Origin of the sequence: Tardiphaga sp. vice154 (assembly GCF_007018645.1) — a bacterium.
In the GTDB taxonomy this organism is placed as follows: domain Bacteria; phylum Pseudomonadota; class Alphaproteobacteria; order Rhizobiales; family Xanthobacteraceae; genus Tardiphaga.
The window spans coordinates 2,287,206-2,308,090 of sequence record NZ_CP041399.1 but is presented as its reverse complement, the minus strand read 5'-3'; the positions used below and the strand labels follow the sequence as shown (position 1 = coordinate 2,308,090).

The window sequence follows — 20,885 nt, the reverse complement described above, 5'->3', positions numbered from 1 at the left end:
GCGCTGGGGCGACGTCCCGGGTTGGCTTCAACCTCGGAGTCTATGGGTCCCGGCTCGGCGCTCGCTCTGCTCGCTGGGCCGGGACGACATGTGGAGAAGCTGCGCCTCCATCAATTCGGCAGAATCTCCACCACCCGCGCGTCGCTCTTGTCGCGCGGGACCGCGAGCGGCACGAGGCGCCGCGTCGGAGCGATTGCGGCCAGCGTCGCGATATCGGCCGGCGTCAACATGGCCAGTGCCGGAACCGGCAATTGTGCGATCGCCGCCAGCGGCAGCACCCGTACCGGCGCGGCGACGCTGGCCAGAATGTTGACGTTGGAAGCGCTGCTGCTGACATAGAGCGGGCCCGGCCGCAGCGCGCGTACCGCCTCGATCTGAAGTGCTGCGATCCTGGTCTGCCGGAACGCATCGGGGAACAGCGGCATCGCCACCCAGCCGAGCAGCACCAGATAACAGGAGATCGCGATCACCACGGTGTTGCCGGCGCCGATCAGCCACGGCCGACTCGACCACCAGCGATCGAACAGCACGCCGCCGAGCACCGCGAGCGCCAGATTGGCCGGCATCGCATAGCGCGTCGCCACGCCGCCCGGCCACGCGACCAGCACCATCGTGCCGACGCCGGCATACATCAGCGCGGCGAACAACAATCCGTTGTCGCGCAGATCGTCCCGGCGCCACAGCGCGACGATCGCAGGTCCCAGCAACAGCGAGCCCGGCAGCCATTCGACGAACAGGCTGGCAATGAAATCCAGATGGTCGCGCAGCCAGTGCGACGCGTCCATGCCGTCGGCGAGGCGGGAATGGCTGCGCCAATGCGCGACGTCGCCGGGCTGCAGCACCGCGACATACCAGGCGCCGACGATCATCGCACCCACCGCATTGGCGAGAATGAATCCAGGCAGGTCGCGCCAGCGCTGCTTCAGCAACAGATAGACGCCGACGCCGAGCGTGAAATAGGCGATCGGCTGCGGCCCCTTGACCAGCCCGGCGGCGCCGAGCAGTAAGCCTGCCGCGACCCAGCGCGACAGCGCGACGTGGCCGTGCTGCTCGCCCTTCCACCACACCACGAAGGCGCCGAACAGCAGCACCGATAGTGTCACGTCGGGCTCGGCGGTGATGAACTTCTGCCCGACCATGGAACAGGCAAACCAGCACAGCGCGCCGAATACTGCGGGCGGCGTTCGCGTCAGCGGCCGCACCAGATGGAACACCATCAGTCCGCCGGCGAGCAGGAACATCAGATGCGGCAGCCGCGCGCTCCACACGCCGACGCCGCCGAACAGCGACCCCAAACCGGCCGCGATCCACGACAGCAGAACCGGGCGCTCGACAAAGCGCACGCCATAGAGATGCGGCGCCAGCCAGTGGCCGTCCTCGACCGCGCCGCGCGCCAGGCCGATGACGGTGCCCTCTTCGTAATGCACGCCGCGCAGCCCCACTGCGGGATACGCGAACACCGCCCACAGCAGCACGACCCACAGCCAACCTGGCACCTCTGCGGCGCGCAGCCGCGCGACCTGCACGAGAAACCAGGCATGGGAACGATCGGTGATGGCTGAAGAGGTCATCGAGTCGGTTGGTCCATAGGTCACCAAGGGCAGCGCGCAGAGCCGTAGCCCGGATGCCAATCCGGGGCCAGCCCATCCATCAAAGCTGCCGGCCCCGGATTGCGTCACCGCCCGCGCCAGGCGCGTGCGCCAACTTCATCCGGGCTACGAACTAGCGCTTCATGATTCCGCCGAGCGTGCCGCGGACGATTTCGCGGCCGATCGAACTGCCGAGCGAGCCGCCCACCGATTTGCCCAGGCTCGCCACGATGCCGCCGACCACCTTGTTGGTGACCGAGCGCGTCACGCTGCGCGCGATCACCTGTCCGGTCGACAGCCGGCCGCGCCGGCCCGCGCCGGTGCCGAAGATCGCGCCGACAATCCCGCCGAGCTGGCCGAGAAATCCGCCACCGTCGGGTGCGCTGCCATCCGCCGGCGCCGCGGTGCCGGCGATGCGCCGCTGCAGCATCTCGGAGGCCGAATCGCGATCGACCATGGTGTCGTATTTGCCCTTCATCGGACTGCCATTGATGATCGCCGCGCGCTCAGGCGATGTCAGCGGCCCGATCCGCGCGGTCGGCGGCCGCACCATCACGCGCTCGACCATCGCCGGCGTGCCGTTGCCCTCGAGGAACGAGACCAGCGCCTCGCCCTTGCCAAGCTCGGTGATGACCTTCGCGGTATCCAGCTTCGGATTGGCGCGAAAGGTTTGCGCCGCGGCGGCGACCGCCTTCTGGTCGCGCGGCGTGAAGGCGCGCAGCGCGTGCTGCACGCGGTTGCCGAGCTGCGCCAGCACCTTGTCCGGCACGTCGATCGGGTTCTGCGTCACGAAATAGACGCCGACGCCCTTGGAGCGGATCAGGCGAACGACCTGCTCGATCTTGTCCATCAGGGCCTTCGGCGCGTCGTTGAACAACAGGTGCGCCTCGTCGAAGAAAAACACCAGCTTCGGCTTCGGCGGATCGCCGGCCTCGGGCAGTTGCTCGAACAGTTCCGACAGCATCCACAGCAGGAACGTCGCATACAGCTTCGGGCTCTGCATCAGCCTGTCGGCGACCAGGATGTTGACCATGCCGCGGCCGTCGCGGTCGGTGCGCATGAAGTCCTTGATGTCGAGCGCGGGCTCGCCGAAGAACATCGTGCCGCCCTGGTTCTCCAGCACCAGCAACTGGCGCTGGATGGTGCCGACAGTCTGTTTGGTGACATTGCCGAATTTCTGCGCTGCAGCGCGGATCACGGCCATCTCTTCGGTGTCGCCGGCCTCGTCGAGCGCCTTCTTGGTGGCTGGCACGATCGCGTCCAGGACCGCGCGCAGATCTTTCATGTCGAGCAACGGCAGGCCGTTGTCGTCGGCCACGCGAAAAGCAACGTTGAGCACGCCTTCCTGCACGTCGTTGAGATCGAGCATGCGCGACAGCAGCAGCGGTCCCATTTCCGAGACGGTGGCGCGTACCGGATGGCCCTGTTCGCCGAACACGTCCCAAAACACCGTCGAGAACTGGTCGGGCTGGAAGGTCAGCGCCATTTCCCTGGCGCGCGCCAGAATGAAGTCCTTGGCTTCGCCGACTTCGGCAATGCCCGACAGGTCGCCCTTGATGTCGGCGGCGAACACCGGCACGCCGGCGCGGGCAAAGCCCTCCGCCATCACCTGTAGAGATACGGTCTTGCCCGTTCCCGTCGCGCCAGTGACAAGACCATGGCGATTGGCGAGGCCAAGCGTCAGCCATGCCGGTTCCTCGCTTTTGCCGATAAAGATTTTGTCGTCGGTGTCGCCGGACTTGATCTCGGTCATCGCCATCCATGGGCCTCTGTCGCACATTGGAAAAAATTGTATGCCGTATTCATTGAACCTTACTTCATTCCAGCGGCTGATGAAACGCCGGGCGAACGCTGCTCGCATCTGCAGCGAATTGACCAAAATTTCACGTTTGCGCTTGCATTGATGCAACACACACCGCGCGATGAGTCTGAATCGACTGTCGTGTGGCTTCAGCGTCCTTGTAATTCAAAAAACACGGGCACAAGATAAATTCACAAATGGGGCCGGCACTCCACCGGCAGAGGCGGGGCGTTACATGGATGAGTTGATCGCACAGCTGACCGCCAAGGTCGGCATCGAGAAGGATGTTGCGGAAAAAACCGTCGGGATCATTCTTGGCTTTTTGCGCAAGGACGGACCGGCCGAGCCGGTCGATGAACTGGTCAAGAGCATCCCCGGCGCCGAAGAAGCAATTGCAGCAAACAGCAGCGGCGGCGGTCTCTCGAGCCTGATGGGCGGCGGACTGATGGCGCTTGGCTCCCGTCTGATGGGCCTCGGCCTCGGCATGGGAGAAATCCAGAGCGTGGCGCGCGAATTATTCAAATTTGGCCGCGCCAAGATCGGCTCCGATGCTATGGACAAGATCATCGCCGGCACGCCGGGTCTAAGCCAGTTCGCCTGAGCCAGTTCGCCTGACCGTCAGTTACGTCGGCCTTTTCTGCGATGACACGTCCTGCATGCGCCAAGCACCTTACCGTTCGAGTATCATGACATATCCCATCTCCAAGATCGACGGTCTGACGGCCTTTGCCGCGACCAGGCTTAAGAAAGCCGGCATCCGCACCATGGAAAGCCTGCTGGAAGCCGCCCATACCGCCAAGGGCCGCAAGGAGCTCTCCGCCAAGACCGGATTCAGCGAACAGCAATTGCTGGAATGGGCCAACCTCGCCGATTACCTGCGGATTCCCGGCATGGGCAAGGCCAAGGCCGAGCTGCTGCGCGCCTCCGGCGTCAACACGGTGCGCGAATTGATCCACCGCAACCCGGCCCGCCTTGCGCAGGCGATGAAAGACGCCAACGACAAGCGCAAGCTGGTGCAGATGATGCCGTCGGAAAAATCCGTCGGGCAGTTGATCGAGAAGGCGCGGCAATTGCCGCTGAAGATCACGTATTGATGTGAGCGGTAGGGTGGGCAAAGCGCCGGCACGCGCAGCCTGGCGGCGCGTGCCCGCCGCCACGCAAATGGTGGGCACGGCGCAAGGGCGCCTTTGCCCACCCTACGCGCATAACGCTCTCGCGCCCCGGAATGACAGTCAATCTTGACTCCCCTCCCCCCGTCGCGCAAAGCCAGCGCATGAGCGCTGGCCCTGCACATCCCATCTCCTGCCATCCGGTGCTGACGGCGATGTTTGCCCGGCCCTATCCCGCCGTGATGGGCATCCTCAATGTCACGCCGGATTCATTCTCCGATGGCGGCCAGTTCGACGCGCCGGAGCGCGCGCTGGCGCAGGCGCGCCGCATGATAGCGGAAGGCGCCGACATTCTCGACATTGGCGCGGAATCGACGAGGCCCTATGGCTCCCGGCCCATCAGCGCCGACGAAGAGTGGCTGCGGCTTGCGCCGGTACTGGCCGACGTCGTGGCGCTCGGCACGCCGGTATCGATCGACAGCATGAAGGCCGCCGTCGTCGCCAAGGCGCTCGCCACCGGCGCAGCCATCGCCAATGACGTCTGGGGCCTGCAGCGCGATCCCGACATGGCGCGCGTGGTCGCCGAACACGACGTCCCGGTCGTGGTCATGCACAACCGTGACGACGTCGATGGCGGGATCGATATTGTCGATGACATCAAGCGTTTCTTCGACCGCACGCTCGCCATCGCCGCGAAGGCCGGCATCGCACGGCAAAATCTCGTGCTCGATCCCGGCATCGGTTTCGGCAAGACGCCGCAGCAGAGCATGATCGCGCTGGCGCGCCTGCGCGAGCTCGAAAGCTTCGGCCTGCCGGTCCTGGTCGGTGCCAGCAGAAAGAAATTCATCTCGACCGTCGTGCCGTCCGAGCCGCAGCAGCGGCTCGGCGGCTCGATCGCCGCGCATCTGCTGTCGGCACAGCGCGGCGCCACCATCATTCGCGCGCACGACGTCGCCGAAACCGTCCAGGCGCTGCGCGTCGCAGCCTGCATCGAGGAACAGACATGAGCGATACGATCTTCATCACGGGCGTCTCGGTGCATGCCCATCACGGCGTGATGGACCACGAATCCCATGTCGGCCAGCGTTTCGTGATCGATCTCGAACTGACGGCCGACATCGCCGCCGCCTCGCGCAGCGACCGCCTCAGCGATACCGTGTCCTACGCCAACGTCGTGGCGACCGCGACCTCGGCCTTCAAGGACGCCAATTACAAGCTGCTGGAGCGCGCCGCAGGGGCGGTGGCCGAAGCGATACTGGCGGCGTTTCCGAAGATCAGCACAGTCAAGGTCACCGTGCACAAGCCGCACGCGCCGATCGCTGCGATCTTCGACGATGTCGGCGTCATTCTCATCCGCTCGAGGTCCTGACATGGCCAGTGTCCTGATTGCACTCGGCGGCAATATCGGCGACGTCCGCGACACCTTTCGCCGCGCGATCTCCAATATCTGCGGCATGACCCAGGCGGCGCTGATTGCGCGCTCGTCGGACTACGCGACGGCTCCGGTCGGCGGCGTGCCGCAGGACGATTATGTGAATGCCGTGATCGAGATCGAGACCGAACTCGATCCGCATGCTTTGCTGTTCACCCTGCACCGCATCGAGCAGAAGTTCGGCCGCAACCGCGTCGCCGAGACCCGCTGGGGCCCGCGCGGCCTCGACCTCGACATGATCGCCTATGATGACGTGGTGATTGCCAAGCCGGAACTCACTCTGCCTCACCCCCGCGCCACCGAACGCGCCTTCGTGCTGGTGCCGCTGGCCGAGATCGCACCGGACCGCGAAATCGCCGGTATGACCGTCGCCGACTGGCTGAAGCAGGTCCGCACCAACGACATCCGCAAGCTGCCGGGACTGAATTAAGCGCGGGCCTCTCCACGTCGTCCCGGCGAACGCCGGGACCCGTAGCCTCCGGCCCGCCAACAGAAACGCCACAGGTCCCGAGTGCCTTCGCAAACTCGGCGGGTATGGGTCCCGGCGTTCGCCGGGACGACAAGTGGATAGGCCATACCGCCACATGACATGTCCGCGCGCAGCGCGGCAGCCATCCCCCACCCCCATTGGCTTCGCCGCCCCGACGTGGCATTTTCGGGTCAATAACGAAGCAATGCCCGGGAGTGACGTGTTTTCATGCCGACTGCGATGGACGATCTTGTACTGGCTGCGGATTTTGCGCCGGCGACCTCCGACGACTGGCGCAGGCTGGTCGATGGCGTGCTGAAGGGCGCGCCGTTCGAAAGACTGGTCAGCAAGACCTATGACGGCATCAAGATCCAGCCGCTCTACCCCCGCGCCACAGACGCCGCCCCGATCGCCGCGCGCGCCGCAGGCGCGCCGTGGCAGATCATGCAGCGCATCGACCATCCCGACGCCGCGCGGGCCAACGCGCAGGCGCTGCACGACCTCGAAAACGGCGCCACCGGCCTTGCGCTGATCTTCGCCGGCGCCAACGGCGCGCGCGGCTTCGGCCTGGAAGCCACGCCCGAGACGATCGAGAAGCTGCTCGACGGCATCTTCCTCGACGCCGGCATCGCGATCGAGTTGCACGCCGGCCCGCAATCGCGGATGGCCGCGATCCATCTGGCGGATTACATCAAGGCGAAGGGCATCGATCCCGCCAAATGCGAGATCCGCTTCGGCTATGATCCGATCGGCGCCACCGCGGTATGGGGCCAGAGCGCCTATAATTGGTGGGAGATGGCGCCCGCCGTCACCGAGGCGATCAAGAAACTGTCGGCCTCCGGCTTCAACGGCCCGTTCGCGGTCGCCGATGGCCGCATCATTCACGACGCCGGCGGCTCCGAAGTGCAGGAGCTGGCCTGGGTACTGGCCGTGATGGTGTCCTATCTGCGCGCGCTGGAAGACGCCAACATCCCGGTCGAGACCGCGCGCTCGATGATCTATGCGCGGCTCTCCGCCGACGCCGACCAGTTTCTCACGCTGGCGAAATTCCGCGCGCTGCGGCTGCTGTGGGCGCGCGTCGAGGAAAGCTGTGGCCTCGCGCCGAAGCCGCTGTTCATCGCCGCCGAGACGGCGTGGCGGATGCTGACCCAGCGCGACCCTTACGTGAACCTGCTGCGCGCCACGGTGGCGACCTTCTCCGCCGGGCTCGGCGGCGCCAATTCGGTCTGCCTGCTGCCGCATACGCTGGCGCTCGGCCTGCCCGACGCGTTTGCACGAAGGGCTGCGCGAAATACCCAGCTCGTGCTGCTGGAAGAGTCCAACCTCGCAAAAGTCTCCGATCCCGCGGCCGGCGCCGGCGGCATCGAACAACTGACGCAGGAATTGTGCGCCAATGCCTGGGCGCTGTTTCAGGACATCGAAAAGGCCGGCGGCGCGTTCTATGCGCTCGGCAACAATTTGCTGCAGCCGAAGGTATCCGCGACCCGCAAGGCGCGGCAGGCCAGCATCGCGAAACGTCGCGAGGTGCTGACCGGAGCCTCCGAATTCCCCAATCTGCACGAGCCCCGCGCCAGCGTGCTGAAGGTCAAGCCGGTGCCGGCGAAGCCCTACGGCCGCGACAAGATCAAGTTCAACGCGGTGGAGCCGATCCGGCTGGCCGTGCCGTTCGAGGCGCTGCGCGACAAGTCGGATCACATTCTCGCCCGCAAGGGCGCGCGGCCAAAAATGTTCCTAGCCAATTTGGGCACGCCGGCCGATTTCACCGCCCGCGCAGGCTTTGCCAAGAGCTTCTTCGAGACCGGCGGCATCGAGGCCGTCGATAATGAGGGCTTCACCGATCCCGGCGCGCTCGCCGAGGCCTTCAAGGCGTCGGGTGCGGCGCTGGCCTGCCTGTGCTCGTCCGACAAGCTCTATCCCGATCACGCCGTCGCGACCGCCCGGGCGCTCAAGACCGCGGGCGCCAAGCACATCTATCTCGCCGGCAAGCCCGGCGAACTGGAGCCCGCCCTGCGCGAGGCCGGCGTGGCGGATTTCATCTTTGCAGGCGGCGATGCGCTGGCGCTGCTGGTGGCCGCCTACGGCCGGATGGAGTGAGCATGGGAATGGCGGCGAGCAAACCCGTTCTGACCGGCGGCTGCCAGTGCGGCGCGATCCGCTTTGCGCTGTCGGCCGCGCCGACCCGCGTCAGCCTGTGCCATTGCCGGATGTGCCAGAAAGCTACCGGCGCGCCATTCGCATCATTCGCCGACATTCCGAACGCCAACTTTGCCTGGACCCGCGGCACGCCGTCGTCGTTCAAGTCCTCGTCGATCGCCGAGCGCGATTTCTGTGCCGCCTGCGGCACGCCGCTGAGCTATCGCAAGATCGATGGCGACAACATCGAGATCATGACCGGCGCCTTCGACCGGCCCGACCGCATGGTCCCGACGCTGCAATTCGGCACGGAGTCGCGGCTCGGCTGGATCGGCAATATTGCCCATTTGCCGAGCAAGACCACGATGCAGAACTACGGACCCGTGCAGCTGGCGCAGGTGTTCAGCTATCAGCAGCCGGATCATGATTGATGACGACAGATACACGCAGCCGTCATTGCGAGGAGCCCTTGCGACGAAGCAATCCAGCCTTTCTGCGTGGCTTACTGGATTGCTTCGCTGCGCTCGCAATGACAAACACTAAGGCTGGATGACATGAGCAAGATCCCCGTTTTCGCCGACATTCCGTTCCAGACTGCAGCCGGCGCGCAAGGCATCGCGGCGGGGGAGCCGTGGCTCACCCCCGAGGGCATCCTCGTGAAGCCCGGCTACTCCGAAGCCGATCTCGACGGCATCGATTTCCTCGACACCTATCCCGGCATCGCGCCGTTCCTGCGCGGGCCGTATCCGACCATGTACGTCAACCAGCCCTGGACGATCCGGCAATATGCCGGCTTCTCCACCGCCGAGGATTCCAACGCCTTCTATCGCCGCAATCTCGCGGCCGGCCAGAAGGGCCTGTCGGTCGCCTTCGACCTCGCCACCCATCGCGGCTATGACTCGGACCATCCGCGGGTGTCCGGCGACGTCGGCATGGCCGGCGTCGCGATCGACTCCATCTACGACATGCGGACGCTGTTCTCCGGCATCCCGCTCGACCAGATGAGCGTATCGATGACCATGAACGGCGCGGTGCTGCCGATCCTGGCGCTGTATGTCGCGGCGGCCGAGGAGCAAGGCGTGCCGCCGGAAAAACTCACCGGAACGATTCAGAACGACATTCTGAAAGAGTTCATGGTGCGCAACACCTACATCTATCCGCCGACGCCCTCGATGCGCATCATCTCGGACATCTTCGCCTACACCTCGCAGAAGATGCCGAAGTACAATTCGATCTCGATCTCCGGCTATCACATGCAGGAAGCCGGCGCCACGCAGGACCTCGAGCTCGCCTACACGTTGGCCGACGGCGTCGAATATCTGCGCGCGGGTCTGGCGGCGGGCATCGACGTCGATCGTTTCGCGCCCCGGCTGTCGTTCTTCTGGGCGGTCGGCATGAACTTCTTCATGGAGGTCGCCAAGCTGCGCGCCGCGCGGCTATTGTGGGCCAAGCTGTTGACCCAGTTCAATCCGAAGGACCCGAAGTCGCTCTCGCTGCGCACGCATTGCCAGACGTCGGGCTGGTCGCTGACCGCGCAGGACGTCTACAACAACGTGATGCGTACCACGATCGAAGCGATGGCCGCGACGCAGGGCCACACCCAGTCGCTGCACACCAATGCGCTCGACGAAGCCCTCGCTCTGCCGACCGACTTCTCCGCACGCATCGCCCGCAACACGCAGCTTTTCCTGCAGCAGGAAAGCGGCACCAACCGCATCATCGATCCCTGGGGCGGCTCGTATTATGTCGAGCGGCTGACGCAGGAGCTCGCCGCCAAGGCCTGGGGCCACATCCAGGAGGTGGAGGCGCTGGGCGGCATGGCCAAGGCGATCGAGGCCGGCGTGCCGAAGCTGCGCATCGAGGAAGCATCGGCCAAGACCCAGGCGCGGATCGATGCAGGCCGCCAGGCGGTGATCGGCGTCAACAAGTACAAGCCGGTCGATGAAGCGCCATTGGACGTGCTCAAGGTGGAGAATTCCACCGTGCGCCGGCTGCAGATCGACAAGCTCAAGCGGCTGAAGCAGGAGCGCAGCCAGGCCGACGTCGATGCAGCACTTGCCGCGATCACCCGTAGCGCGCAGGACGGCAACGGCAATCTGCTGGCGCTGGCGATCGACGCGGCGCGCGCCAAGGCCACCGTCGGCGAAATCAGCGACGCCATGGAAAAAGTGTTCGGCCGCCACCGCGCCGAAATCAAATCCATCACCGGCGTCTACAAGCGCGAGGCTTCCACGATGTCGGACCGGGTCGAGAAGGTGCAGGCGCTGATCGATGCCTTCGAGGACGCCGAAGGCCGCCGCCCGCGCATTCTCGTCGCCAAGATCGGCCAGGACGGCCACGACCGCGGCCAGAAGGTGATCGCCTCGGCCTTCGCCGACATCGGCTTCGACGTCGACATCGGGCCGTTGTTCGCCACCGCCGACGAGGCTGCGCGCCAGGCCGTCGAGAACGACGTCCACATCCTCGGCCTGTCCTCGCTCGCCGCCGCGCATCTGAGCGCCGTGCCGGAGTTGAAGGCCGCCTTGAAGAAGCAGGGCCGCGACGACATCATGATCATCATCGGCGGCGTCGTCCCGCCGCAGGATTACGAGGAATTGTACAAGGCCGGCGCCGAAGCGATCTTCCCGCCCGGCACCGTGATCGCGGATGCAGCGGAGGAGCTGATCCACAAGCTCAATGCAAGGTTGGGGCATAGCGAAGCAGCGGAGTGATCCGATGAAACATGTGACAGTCACGGAAGCCGAAGCGCAGCTCGACAAGCTCGTTGCCGAGGTCGAGCAGACCGGCGACGAGGTCGTCATCACCCGCGACGGCGCGCCGGTAGCCCGGCTGGTTCGGGAGGAAGCGCATTCCCAGAGCGACGTACTGACCGCCGAGCAGATCGAGCGGCGCCGGCAGGCCGGACTCAATCTGCGAGAAATTGGCAAGCGGCTGAATGTCGGCGCGACACAGGAAGAGATCAAATCCTGGATTGAGGAAGGCCGACGTTGATTGTTGTCGATGCGTCCTTTGTCATCGCGCATGTGCTCGGCGAGGATGTCGCCGTGGAGCAAGCCAATCTCATCGAGACATTGCGGCAGGAACGACTCATCGCGCCCGCCCATTGGCCTGCCGAAATCAGCAATGCATTGGTCACAAATGTGCGCCGCAAGCGAATTTCACTTCAAGACGTCGGCCTGATCCTGGATGAATTGGCGACCTACACTATCGAGATCCAACCAGCTTTTGCCGGCGATGCCGCGAGACTGGTCGCTATCTCCAGCGAGCAAAACCTCACGGCTTACGACGCGGCCTATGTGATCCTGGCGATGGACTTGAAAGCGTCCATCGCTACATTGGATAAAGCCATGCGACAGGCAGCGCTCCGTCTCAAACTCAACGTGTTACCGGTCTAGATGGCAATTCCCTCCCCCCTCGATATCCCCGCTTTCGCCGCGTCCGTCCGCGCCGGCTCGCGGGCCGCGCTGGCGCGTGCGATCACGCTGGTAGAGAGCCGCCGCGCCGACCATCAGGCCGCGGCGCGCGAACTGGTGCAAACGCTGCTTCCCGACACTGGCCGCGCCATTCGCGTCGGCATCACCGGCTCGCCCGGCGTCGGCAAGTCGACCACCATCGACGGGCTCGGCATGTATCTGATCCGGCAGGGCCACAAGGTCGCGGTGCTGGCGGTCGATCCCTCCTCCGCGCGCACCGGCGGCTCGATCCTCGGCGACAAGACGCGGATGGCGATGCTCTCGGCGGAAGACAACGCCTTCATCCGGCCGTCGCCGTCGTCGGGCACGCTCGGCGGCGTCGCGGCGAAGACGCGCGAGGCGATGCTGTTGTGCGAGGCCGCCGGCTTTGACGTCGTGCTGGTGGAGACCGTCGGCATCGGCCAGTCGGAGACCGCGGTGTGCGACATGACCGACTTCTTTCTCGCACTCATGCTGCCCGGCGGCGGCGACGAGTTGCAGGGCATCAAGAAGGGCCTGATCGAGCTCGCCGACATGATCGCCATCAACAAGGCCGACGGCGACAATCTCAAGCGCGCCAATATCACCGCCGGCGACTATCGCGGCGCGCTGCATATCCTGACGCCGCGCAGCGAGCACTGGCATCCGCCGGTGGTGACTTATTCGGCGCTGGCCAATACCGGCATCGAAGACCTCTGGCAGAAGATCCTCGAACATCGCACGGCGATGAATGCGTCCGGCGACTTCGCGAGGCGACGGCGCGAGCAGCAGGTGAAATGGATGTGGACGATGCTGGAGCAGCGCCTGATGGCGAGGCTGCGTGCCGATCCGGCGCTGCGAGGCAAGGTCAAGGCGATCGAACGCGAGGTCGCCGACGCGAGCCTCACGCCCGCGGTCGCCGCCGAGCAGATCGCCGCCTTGCTGAAGGAGTGAGATGGCCACGCCCTTGCGCATCCTGATCACCGGCTTCGGCCCGTTTCCCGGCGCGCGGTTCAATCCGACGCCTGCGCTGGTAACGCGGCTGGCGACCCTGCGCCGTCCGGCGTTCGCCGACATTCTCCGCATCGCGCATGTCTTCCCGGTGAGCTACGGCGCCGTTGATCGCGAATTGCCGCGGCTCCTGGCACAGCACCGTCCCGATGCGCTGCTGATGTTCGGCCTGGCGGCGCGCACGCCGTTCATCCGGGTCGAGACCCGCGCGCGCAACGACGTCACGCTGCTGTGGCCCGATGCCGAACACACGCGCGTCCGGCAATCCGCGATCGTGCCGGGCGCGGGACCCCAGCCCTTCGGCCCGCATACACACGCGCTGCTGCGCGCGGGTCTGCGCAGCGGTTTGGATATCCGGCCCTCCCGCGATGCCGGCCGCTATCTCTGCAATTACCTCTCCTGGCGCGGCATCGAGGCGACGCAGGCGCCATGCGGCCCGGCACTGGCTGCCTTCATCCATGTACCGCTGCTGGCCCGCGATCCCCGCCCGCGCCGGTTGACGATGCCGCAATTGCTGGAGGCCGGCGAGGCGCTGCTGCGGGAAACCGTGCGGCTGACCCGGGTTTCCCGCCGCAAGACTCAGCCATAGCGCCTTGATGCGCCGGATTGCTTCAAAATCCGTCCTCTCCTCGATGGGAAAGGTGACAGAGCACCGCTGTTGCCTGGTTCCCCAATCCGCATTTGCGAAGCTGCCATGCCCAAAAACGCTTGTGCAACGCAGCATCCCCACGATAACTGCCGTCTCCTGTGAGGATTCCGCGACGTGACTGACATCAATGCCGACGCCTGGGTGTCTTCGACGCATCGACCGATGCGATTCCCGGAATTCGTCCTGGTGATCGCCTCGATCATGGCGCTCAACCCGCTGGCCATGGACATCATGCTGCCGTCGCTGCCGGACATCGGCGCGGCCTTCCGGATTTCCGACGCCAATCGGTTGCAGACCGTGCTGTCGACCTTCCTGCTCGGTTTCGGCCTCGGCCAGTTCATCATCGGCCCGCTGTCCGACCGCTTCGGTCGCCGCCCGGTGCTGCTGCTCGGGATGTCCATGTATTGCGCGGCCAGCGTTTTGGCGATCCTGGCGCCGTCGTTCGAGACGCTGCTGCTGGCGCGCGCGCTGCAGGGGCTGGGAACCTCGGCCACCCGCGTCATCGCCACCTCCGTGGTGCGCGACTGCTATGCCGGCCGCCGCATGGCCAGCGTGATGTCGCTGGTGATGATGGTGTTCATCGCCGTGCCGGTCGTGGCGCCGGCGATCGGCCAGACCATCATGCTGCTGGCGCAGTGGCGCGGCATCTTCATCGTGCTGATGGTGTACGGCTTTGCGGCGCTGATCTGGTGCGCGCTGCGGCTGCCGGAAACGCTGCCGGTGTCGGAACGCCGCTCGCTGGCGCTCGGTGACGTGCTCTCCGCCTATCGCCAGACCATCACCAACCGGCAGACGCTGGGCTATGCGCTGGCCGCCGGCGGCGTGATCGGAACGCTGTTTGCCTTCGTGTTCACCGCGCAACAGGTGTTCACCGAGATCTTCCATCTCGGCCATTACTTCCCGCTGGCCTTTGCCGCCATCGCAGTCGGCGTGGCCATTGCCGGCTTCATGAATTCGCGATTCGTAGGCTCGCTCGGCATGCGCGTGATCTCGCATGGCGCGCTGGTCGGCTACGTCATGGTCGCAGCCGTCATGCTGGCGGCCGTGAGGTTCGACATGATGACGCTGCCTCTGTTCATGGTGCTCTCGGCGCTGATGATGTTCGCCTTCGGCCTGGTGTTTTCCAATTTCACCGCACTGGCGATGGAACCGCAGGGTCACATCGCCGGCACCGCCTCGTCGCTGTATGGCACCATCACCACCCTGCTCGGCATCGGTATCGGCACTATCATCGGCCAGGACTATGACGGCACGCTGATGCCGTTCGCCACCGGGTTCTTCATCTGCACGCTGGCGGCTCTGAGCGTCGTCGCGATCGTGGAGAAGGGCCGTCTGTTCACGCCTCACAAGATGGTGAACTGAGCCTCCACGGGCGCTGGTCCGGCATGTCCTGCGCGACGTGCTCGAAAAGGACCCTCCGCCGTTCTGCAACGTTAACGTCTTTTACCGGAGCGATCCGATGCCCTATGCGCTGTTCAGCGACGATGCGAAATTGAGCAAGTCCTATCCGACCGAAGCCGACGTCTGGAAACTGGCGGCCGACAGCGGTCTGGTGACCGACGTCGAGGCCAAGACTGGCCAACCGACGCCTCGTCGGATGCTCGACAATGATTACGAGATCCGCCCCTGCCAGGCCGAGGCTGGCGAATGTCCTGAAAAGAACGAGCGCGACGCCCGCGCCGAAGAGGAATTCCAGCAATTGCTGAAGGGGCGCGCGGCGTAGTTGTTGTCCTTGTCGCAGCAACGCGGCGCGCGGATGCGATACGTCCTGGCTACAAACCAATCGGCAAAACGGCTGCCGTTGCTGGAAAAGCAACGGCAGCTGTTTTGTCAGTGATTGGCCTTCAGCGAGGCCATGTCGATCACGAAGCGGTACTTCACGTCGTTGCGGATCATCCGCTCATAGGCCTCGTTGATGTCCTGGATGGCGATCATCTCGCAATCGGGCAGGACATTGTGCTTGCCGCAGAAGTCGAGCATCTCCTGGGTTTCCTTGATGCCGCCGATCAGCGAACCGGCGATGGTCTTGCGCAGGCCGACCAGGGGCGCCGCGTTGAAGCCGGGCATCGGTTCGATGGCGCCGACCAGCACCAAGTCGCCGTCACGCTTCAACAGCGCCACCAGCGGATCCAGCGGGTGGCCGGACGGCACGGTATCGAGGATGAAGTCGAAATGATTGGCCGACGCCTTCATTGCGGCTTCATCCTTCGACAGCAGGAAGTGGTGGGCACCGAGCCGGCGCGCATCGGCTTCCTTGCCGGGCGAGGTGCTGATCATGGTGACGTCGGCGCCGAAGGCGTGCGCCAGCTTGAGCGCCATGTGGCCGAGACCGCCGAGGCCGACCACGCCGACCTTACTGCCCGGACCAACCTTCCAGTGGCGCAGCGGCGAATAGGTGGTGATGCCAGCGCAGACCAGCGGCGCAACGCGGCTGATGTCTAGGTTGCCGGGCACCCGCAGCACGAAGTGCTCGGTGACGACGACGCTCTCGGAATAGCCGCCCTTGGTGACGGAGCCGTCGACGCGGTCCTTTGAATTGTAGGTCTGGGTCGCGCCGCTCTCGCAGAATTGTTCGAGGTCCTCCTTGCACGACGCGCAGGTCATGCAGCTATCGACGAGGCAGCCGACCGCGACCGTGTCGCCCGGCTTGAAGCTCTTGACGTGGCCGCCGACCTCGAGGACCCGGCCGACGATCTCGTGGCCGGGCACGGTCGGATAGATGGTGTTGTGCCATTCGTTGCGGACGACGTGGAGGTCGCTGTGGCAGATGCCGCAAAATTGGATGTCGATGCGCACATCGTGCGGCCGCAGCTCGCGACGCAAAACGGCCACGGGAGCCAGCGGCTTGTCGAAGGCCGGTGTGCCATAACCCTTAACGGTGATCATCAATGACTGCTTTCATCTGTCTTCAATTCAAATCGCCCGGCCACGGGGCAGAGCGTCGCCGTCCCCGCTGCGATCGCAGCGAGGATGAGAGGTTGCCGGGTTGTCGAAAGCCGGCGGCCGGCTCAGCTTGCGCTGATGTCGAGCACGACGCGGGCCGGCACGTCGCCGGTCTTCAGGCGGTCGAACACCGAGTTGATCGCCGACAGCGGCTGCAGTTCGATGTCCGCCTTGACCTTGCCTTCGGCGCCGAATGCCAAAGCCTCGGCCATGTCACTGCGGGTGCCGACGAAGGAGCCGCGAATGGTGATGCAGTTGGCCACCACGTCGAACAGCGGTACCGGAAACTCGCCGGGCGGCAGCCCGACCAGCACGCAGGTGCCGCGCTTGCGGGCCATGCCGATGCCCTGCTTGAAGGCGCCGAGCGACGGCGCCGTGATCAACACGCCATGCGCGCCGCCGCTGGTGCCCTTGCGCACCGCTTCCACCGCATCCGGAGCTTTGGCGTTGACCACGAGATCGGCGCCGAGCCGCGTGGCATGCGCCAGCTTGCCGTCGTCGATGTCGACGGCGCAGACCTGCAATCCCATCGCCTTGGCGTACTGTATCGCCAGATGCCCGAGGCCGCCGGCGCCGGAGATCGCGATCCATTCGCCGGGCCTGACCTCGGCCTCCTTGATGCCCTTGTAGGTGGTGATGCCGGCGCAGATCAGCGGCGCGGCCTGCTGCGGCTTCAGCCCGTCCGGGATGTGGGCGACATAATTGGGATCGGCAATGATATATTCGGCGAAGCCGCCGTTCTTGGTGTAGCCGCCGAACTCCGCTTCGCCGCACACCGTCTCCCACGCCGCGAGACAGTGTTCGCAATGGCCGCAGGCCGAATATAGCCAGGGCACGCCGACGCGGTCGCCCTCCTTCACGATGGTGACGCCGGCCCCAACGGCGGCCACACGACCGATGCCCTCATGACCGGGAATGAACGGCAGCTTCGGCTTCAGCGGCCAGTCGCCGCTGGCGGCGTGCAGGTCGGTGTGACAGACGCCGCAGGCCTCGGTCTTGACGAGGATCTGGCCGGGACCGGGCGTGGGCACATCCCACTCCCGCAATTGCAGAGGTTTGCCGAATTCTTCAACGACGGCGCATTGCATCTTCAGTGCCATGACGATGTCCTGTTCAAAGAGGAAGCGGAGTGGGCGACGCGACGGCTGCGCATTGTCCGTTGAAAGAGATCGCGCGCGACGGGCTACAGCGGCGCGTCCACAGTATTGATGCGTACCAGCTTCTTGTTGACGAAGGCCTGAATGCCCATGTCGCCGAGTTCGCGCCCGTAGCCGGAATTCTTGATGCCACCGAACGGCAGTTCGGCGTCAGTCCACGATAGGTTGTTGACGAACATCATCCCGGTATCGATCCGGCTGGCCACGCGCCGGCCGCGGGCGAGGTCCGCGGTGAACACGGAGCCGCCGAGGCCGAAATCGGAATCATTGGCGAGTGCGATCGCAGCCTCCTCGTCTTTCACGCGGAAGAACATCGCCACCGGGCCAAAGAACTCGTCGCGGAACGCCGGGTTGCCGGGCTTCACATCGGTCAGGATGGTCGGCTGCATATAGAAGCCCGGCCGATCGACGCGCTTGCCGCCCAGCACCAGCTTGGCGCCGCCAGCGACAGCCTTGTCGACCTGGTCGAGCAGTTGCACAAGGGCGGCTTCCGACGACAGCGGGCCGAGCGTGGTCTTCTCGTCGAGCGGATCGCCGGCTTCGAGCGCGCCAAGCGCCCGCTTGAATTTCTCGAGAAACGCGTCGGCAACGCTGTCGACGACGATGAAACGCTTGGCGGCGCAGCAGGTCTGACCGTCGTTGTACATGCGGCCCCACACCGCCCATTTCACGGTGTGCTCGAGATCGGCGTCCTCCAGCACGATGAAGGCATCGCTGCCGCCGAGCTCCATCGACGACGGCTTGAGATTCTGTCCGGCGCGCGCGGCGATGCTGCGGCCGGCCGCCACGCTGCCGGTCAGCGCCACGCCCTTGACGCGGGGATCGTCGATGATGGTGTCCGACTGATCGTGGGTGATGAACAGGTTGGTGTAGAGGCCGACCGGCGCGCCCGCGTCCACCCATAATTTCTCGAAGGCCAGCGCGGATTGCGGGACGATGCCGGCATGCTTCACGACGAGCACATTGCCGGCCATCAGTTGCGGACCGGCGACGCGGGCCAGCTGGTAATAGGGAAAATTCCACGGCTGGACGCCGAAGATCACGCCGATCGGACTGCTCTCCATATGGGCTTCGCCAGCGGTCGGATTGAGTTTCTGTGGCGCCAGGAAGCGCTCGGCATTCTTGGCATAATACGCCAGGATGCTGGCGCTGAACTCGACCTCGCCTCGAGCCTCGCCGATCCGCTTGCCCATTTCCAGCGTCATGATACGGGCGTAAGCCTCGACCTGGTCATGCAGCAGGGCGGCAGCCTTGTTCACGATCACCGCGCGCTCGGCATAGGACTTATGCCGCCAGATGTCATAGCAGCGCGCCGCCACCGCCAGCTTGTCGTCGAGCTGCGGCGCAGTCAGCGGCTCGAACGTCTTGAGCAGTTTGCCGCTGGTGGGGTTGATGCTTTGATAGGCCATGGATGGTTCTCATTGCTGATGTCGCGCGCCAGCAAGCGGCAGCGCGGCGGGAGCCGCGCAGTCACGATGGTCGCGGTGGACGGAGAGCACAGGCAGGCGTCGCGCTATACCGCCGGGTAATTCCGGACGGAAACGACCGCCTTCGGTAATCCAAGAGACCACGCGCCACGTTGTTCCAATTCAACGGCGCGAATTCGGACACGCGACGGCGGCATTCCTCCGCGGCCGCAGCCACGCAGTTAACCCTACTGCCAACAATCGACGGCTTGTGCTCTCGCCTGTCGGGCTGCGGCGCGGCATGGTCAGTGGCGCCGGATTGCCTATAGCAGTGCGATCCCCCGGGAGCCACGCCATGGACGTCAATCGCCGCCAGCTGCTCAATGCCTCCGCAGCCGGCCTCACCGCCGGCGCGATCGCCATGACGACGGATGCCGCGCGCGCGGCGCCGCCGGTCTCGGCGCTCGGCCGCGACGTCACGCAATATGGCGTGCGGCCGAACAGTCCGGACGACCAGACCCGCGCGCTGCAGCGGGCCATCGACGACGCCGCGCGCGCGCAGGTGCCGCTGGCACTGCCGCCCGGGACCTACCGCAGCGGCCCGCTCAGGCTTTCGACCGGCACGCAACTGGTCGGCGTGCGCGGCGCCACCATTCTGAAATTTTCCGGCGGCGCCTCCCTGCTCGCCAGCGACGGCGCCGATCACATCGGCCTCAGCGGCCTGGTGCTCGACGGCTCTGATATCAAGCTGCCGAACCGCCGCGGCCTTGTCCATTGCACAGCCGGCAAGGATCTGCGCATCAGCGAATGCGACATCACCAGATCCGGCTTTGCCGGCATCTGGCTTGAGAACATCGCGGGGGCCATTTCCGGCAACAGCTTCACCGACATCGCGACCACCGCCGTCGTCTCGTTGGACGCGCAGGGCCTGGTCGTGGCGCAGAACACCATCCTTCGCACCAGCGTCAACGGCATCGAGATCCTGCGCAGCGCGATCGGCGACGACGGCACGCTGGTGATCGACAACCGCATCGAGGACATCAAGGCGGGGCCCGGCGGCTCCGGCCAGTTCGGCAACGCGATCAATGCGTATCGTGCCGGCAATGTGATCGTGCGCGGCAACCGCATCAAGAATTGCGACTACTCCGCCGTGCGCGGCAATTCGGCGTCGAACATCCAGATCTCCGGCAACAGCGTCAGCGACGTCCGCGAAGTCGCGCTGTATTCCGAGTTCGCCTTCGAGGCCGCGGTGATCGCGAACAATACCGTCGATGGGGCTGCGGTCGGCGTCTCCGTCTGCAACTTCAACGAAGGCGGCCGTATCGCGGTGGTGCAAGGGAATATCTTGCGCAACCTGCGCCCGAAGCGCCCGATCGGCACCGCGCCGGACGATGATGCCGGCGTCGGCATCTATATCGAGGCAGATGCCTCGGTCACCGGCAACGTCATCGAGAATGCGCCGTCGTTCGGCATCGTCGCCGGCTGGGGCAAGTATCTGCGGGACGTCACCGTCACCGGCAATGTGGTGCGCAATGCCTTCGTCGGCATCGGCGTCTCGGTGATGCCCGGCGCCGGCACGGCGGCTATCAGCGGCAACCTGATCTCCGGCGCGCCGCGCGGCGCCGTGGTCGGGCTCGACCACGCCAGGCCGGTGACGCCGGACCTCACCGCCGATGGCGCGCAGAAATATGCCCAGGTCGCCCTGTCGGGAAATGTGGTGCGCTGATCGCAGCCCGGATGAACGGCACGCCCCCC

General features: G+C 65.4%; 20 protein-coding genes. 15 read left to right on the top strand and 5 right to left on the bottom strand.

The genetic code is table 11. The features are described from left to right. Positions 1 to 110: 110 nt before the first annotated feature. Both FIU28_RS10680 and FIU28_RS10675 read right to left on the bottom strand, forming a co-directional pair. On the bottom strand, positions 111 to 1,571 hold the full coding sequence (locus FIU28_RS10680; protein ID WP_143572949.1) for an ArnT family glycosyltransferase: 1,461 nt from the start codon (positions 1,569 to 1,571) through the stop codon (positions 111 to 113). A 151-nt stretch (positions 1,572 to 1,722) separates the two neighbouring features. Beyond that, positions 1,723 to 3,348 carry a helicase HerA-like domain-containing protein gene (locus FIU28_RS10675; protein WP_143572947.1) on the bottom strand — a complete coding sequence of 542 codons (1,626 nt, stop codon included), beginning with the start codon at positions 3,346 to 3,348 and terminating at the stop codon, positions 1,723 to 1,725. Positions 3,349 to 3,625: 277 nt separating this feature from the next. Between FIU28_RS10675 and FIU28_RS10670 the strand changes: the two genes are divergently transcribed. From FIU28_RS10670 to FIU28_RS10605, 14 genes are all read left to right on the top strand, one after another. Next, positions 3,626 to 3,991, top strand: a complete 366-nt coding sequence (locus tag FIU28_RS10670; protein ID WP_168203072.1) for a DUF2267 domain-containing protein — start codon at positions 3,626 to 3,628, stop codon at positions 3,989 to 3,991. Between the two features lie 85 nt (positions 3,992 to 4,076). Then, the gene (locus FIU28_RS10665; RefSeq protein ID WP_143572943.1) at positions 4,077 to 4,484 is read left to right on the top strand and encodes a DUF4332 domain-containing protein; all 408 of its coding nucleotides are present in this window, start codon (positions 4,077 to 4,079) and stop codon (positions 4,482 to 4,484) included. Positions 4,485 to 4,663: 179 nt separating this feature from the next. Beyond that, positions 4,664 to 5,506 (top strand): dihydropteroate synthase, encoded by an 843-nt coding sequence (folP, locus tag FIU28_RS10660; protein ID WP_143572941.1) that lies wholly within the window; start codon positions 4,664 to 4,666, stop codon positions 5,504 to 5,506. Then, complete coding sequence (gene folB / locus FIU28_RS10655; protein ID WP_143572940.1) at positions 5,503 to 5,868, top strand: dihydroneopterin aldolase; 366 nt, start codon at positions 5,503 to 5,505, stop codon at positions 5,866 to 5,868. The genes folP and folB overlap by 4 nt, the downstream gene beginning before the upstream one ends. A 1-nt stretch (position 5,869) precedes the next feature. Then, positions 5,870 to 6,361, top strand: coding sequence for a 2-amino-4-hydroxy-6-hydroxymethyldihydropteridine diphosphokinase (gene folK, locus FIU28_RS10650; protein ID WP_143572939.1), 492 nt, complete (start codon positions 5,870 to 5,872; stop codon positions 6,359 to 6,361). A 267-nt stretch (positions 6,362 to 6,628) separates the two neighbouring features. Further along, the gene (locus FIU28_RS10645) at positions 6,629 to 8,494 is read left to right on the top strand and encodes a methylmalonyl-CoA mutase family protein (RefSeq protein ID WP_143572937.1); all 1,866 of its coding nucleotides are present in this window, start codon (positions 6,629 to 6,631) and stop codon (positions 8,492 to 8,494) included. A gap of 8 nt (positions 8,495 to 8,502) precedes the next feature. Continuing rightward, a complete protein-coding gene (locus FIU28_RS10640; protein WP_143572936.1) occupies positions 8,503 to 8,964 on the top strand; it encodes a GFA family protein in 462 nt (153 codons plus the stop codon). 123 nt (positions 8,965 to 9,087) lie between these two features. After that, the gene (scpA, locus tag FIU28_RS10635; RefSeq protein ID WP_143572934.1) at positions 9,088 to 11,244 is read left to right on the top strand and encodes a methylmalonyl-CoA mutase; all 2,157 of its coding nucleotides are present in this window, start codon (positions 9,088 to 9,090) and stop codon (positions 11,242 to 11,244) included. Positions 11,245 to 11,248: 4 nt separating this feature from the next. After that, a complete protein-coding gene (locus tag FIU28_RS10630) occupies positions 11,249 to 11,524 on the top strand; it encodes a type II toxin-antitoxin system Phd/YefM family antitoxin (protein WP_143572932.1) in 276 nt (91 codons plus the stop codon). Beyond that, complete coding sequence (locus tag FIU28_RS10625) at positions 11,521 to 11,928, top strand: type II toxin-antitoxin system VapC family toxin (RefSeq protein WP_143572930.1); 408 nt, start codon at positions 11,521 to 11,523, stop codon at positions 11,926 to 11,928. Before FIU28_RS10630 ends, FIU28_RS10625 begins: the two co-directional genes overlap by 4 nt. Continuing rightward, positions 11,929 to 12,918 (top strand): methylmalonyl Co-A mutase-associated GTPase MeaB, encoded by a 990-nt coding sequence (gene meaB / locus FIU28_RS10620; RefSeq protein ID WP_143572928.1) that lies wholly within the window; start codon positions 11,929 to 11,931, stop codon positions 12,916 to 12,918. Position 12,919: 1 nt separating this feature from the next. Then, positions 12,920 to 13,564 carry a pyroglutamyl-peptidase I family protein gene (locus FIU28_RS10615; RefSeq protein ID WP_143572926.1) on the top strand — a complete coding sequence of 215 codons (645 nt, stop codon included), beginning with the start codon at positions 12,920 to 12,922 and terminating at the stop codon, positions 13,562 to 13,564. A 174-nt stretch (positions 13,565 to 13,738) separates the two neighbouring features. After that, positions 13,739 to 14,986, top strand: a complete 1,248-nt coding sequence (locus FIU28_RS10610; protein ID WP_168202909.1) for a multidrug effflux MFS transporter — start codon at positions 13,739 to 13,741, stop codon at positions 14,984 to 14,986. Positions 14,987 to 15,083: 97 nt separating this feature from the next. Further along, positions 15,084 to 15,347, top strand: a complete 264-nt coding sequence (locus FIU28_RS10605) for a hypothetical protein (RefSeq protein WP_143572925.1) — start codon at positions 15,084 to 15,086, stop codon at positions 15,345 to 15,347. Between the two features lie 107 nt (positions 15,348 to 15,454). Here the strand turns inward: FIU28_RS10605 and FIU28_RS10600 are convergent, their stop codons facing one another. The 3 genes from FIU28_RS10600 to FIU28_RS10590 form a co-directional block, all read right to left on the bottom strand. Beyond that, complete coding sequence (locus tag FIU28_RS10600; protein ID WP_143572924.1) at positions 15,455 to 16,510, bottom strand: NAD(P)-dependent alcohol dehydrogenase; 1,056 nt, start codon at positions 16,508 to 16,510, stop codon at positions 15,455 to 15,457. A gap of 122 nt (positions 16,511 to 16,632) precedes the next feature. Further along, complete coding sequence (locus FIU28_RS10595) at positions 16,633 to 17,667, bottom strand: zinc-dependent alcohol dehydrogenase (protein ID WP_143572922.1); 1,035 nt, start codon at positions 17,665 to 17,667, stop codon at positions 16,633 to 16,635. An 83-nt stretch (positions 17,668 to 17,750) separates the two neighbouring features. Next, on the bottom strand, positions 17,751 to 19,133 hold the full coding sequence (locus tag FIU28_RS10590) for an NAD-dependent succinate-semialdehyde dehydrogenase (RefSeq protein ID WP_143572920.1): 1,383 nt from the start codon (positions 19,131 to 19,133) through the stop codon (positions 17,751 to 17,753). 352 nt (positions 19,134 to 19,485) lie between these two features. On the opposite strand from FIU28_RS10590, the gene FIU28_RS10585 reads away from it, so the two are divergent. Further along, positions 19,486 to 20,856 (top strand): TIGR03808 family TAT-translocated repetitive protein, encoded by a 1,371-nt coding sequence (locus FIU28_RS10585; protein ID WP_143572918.1) that lies wholly within the window; start codon positions 19,486 to 19,488, stop codon positions 20,854 to 20,856. Positions 20,857 to 20,885 lie beyond the last annotated feature (29 nt).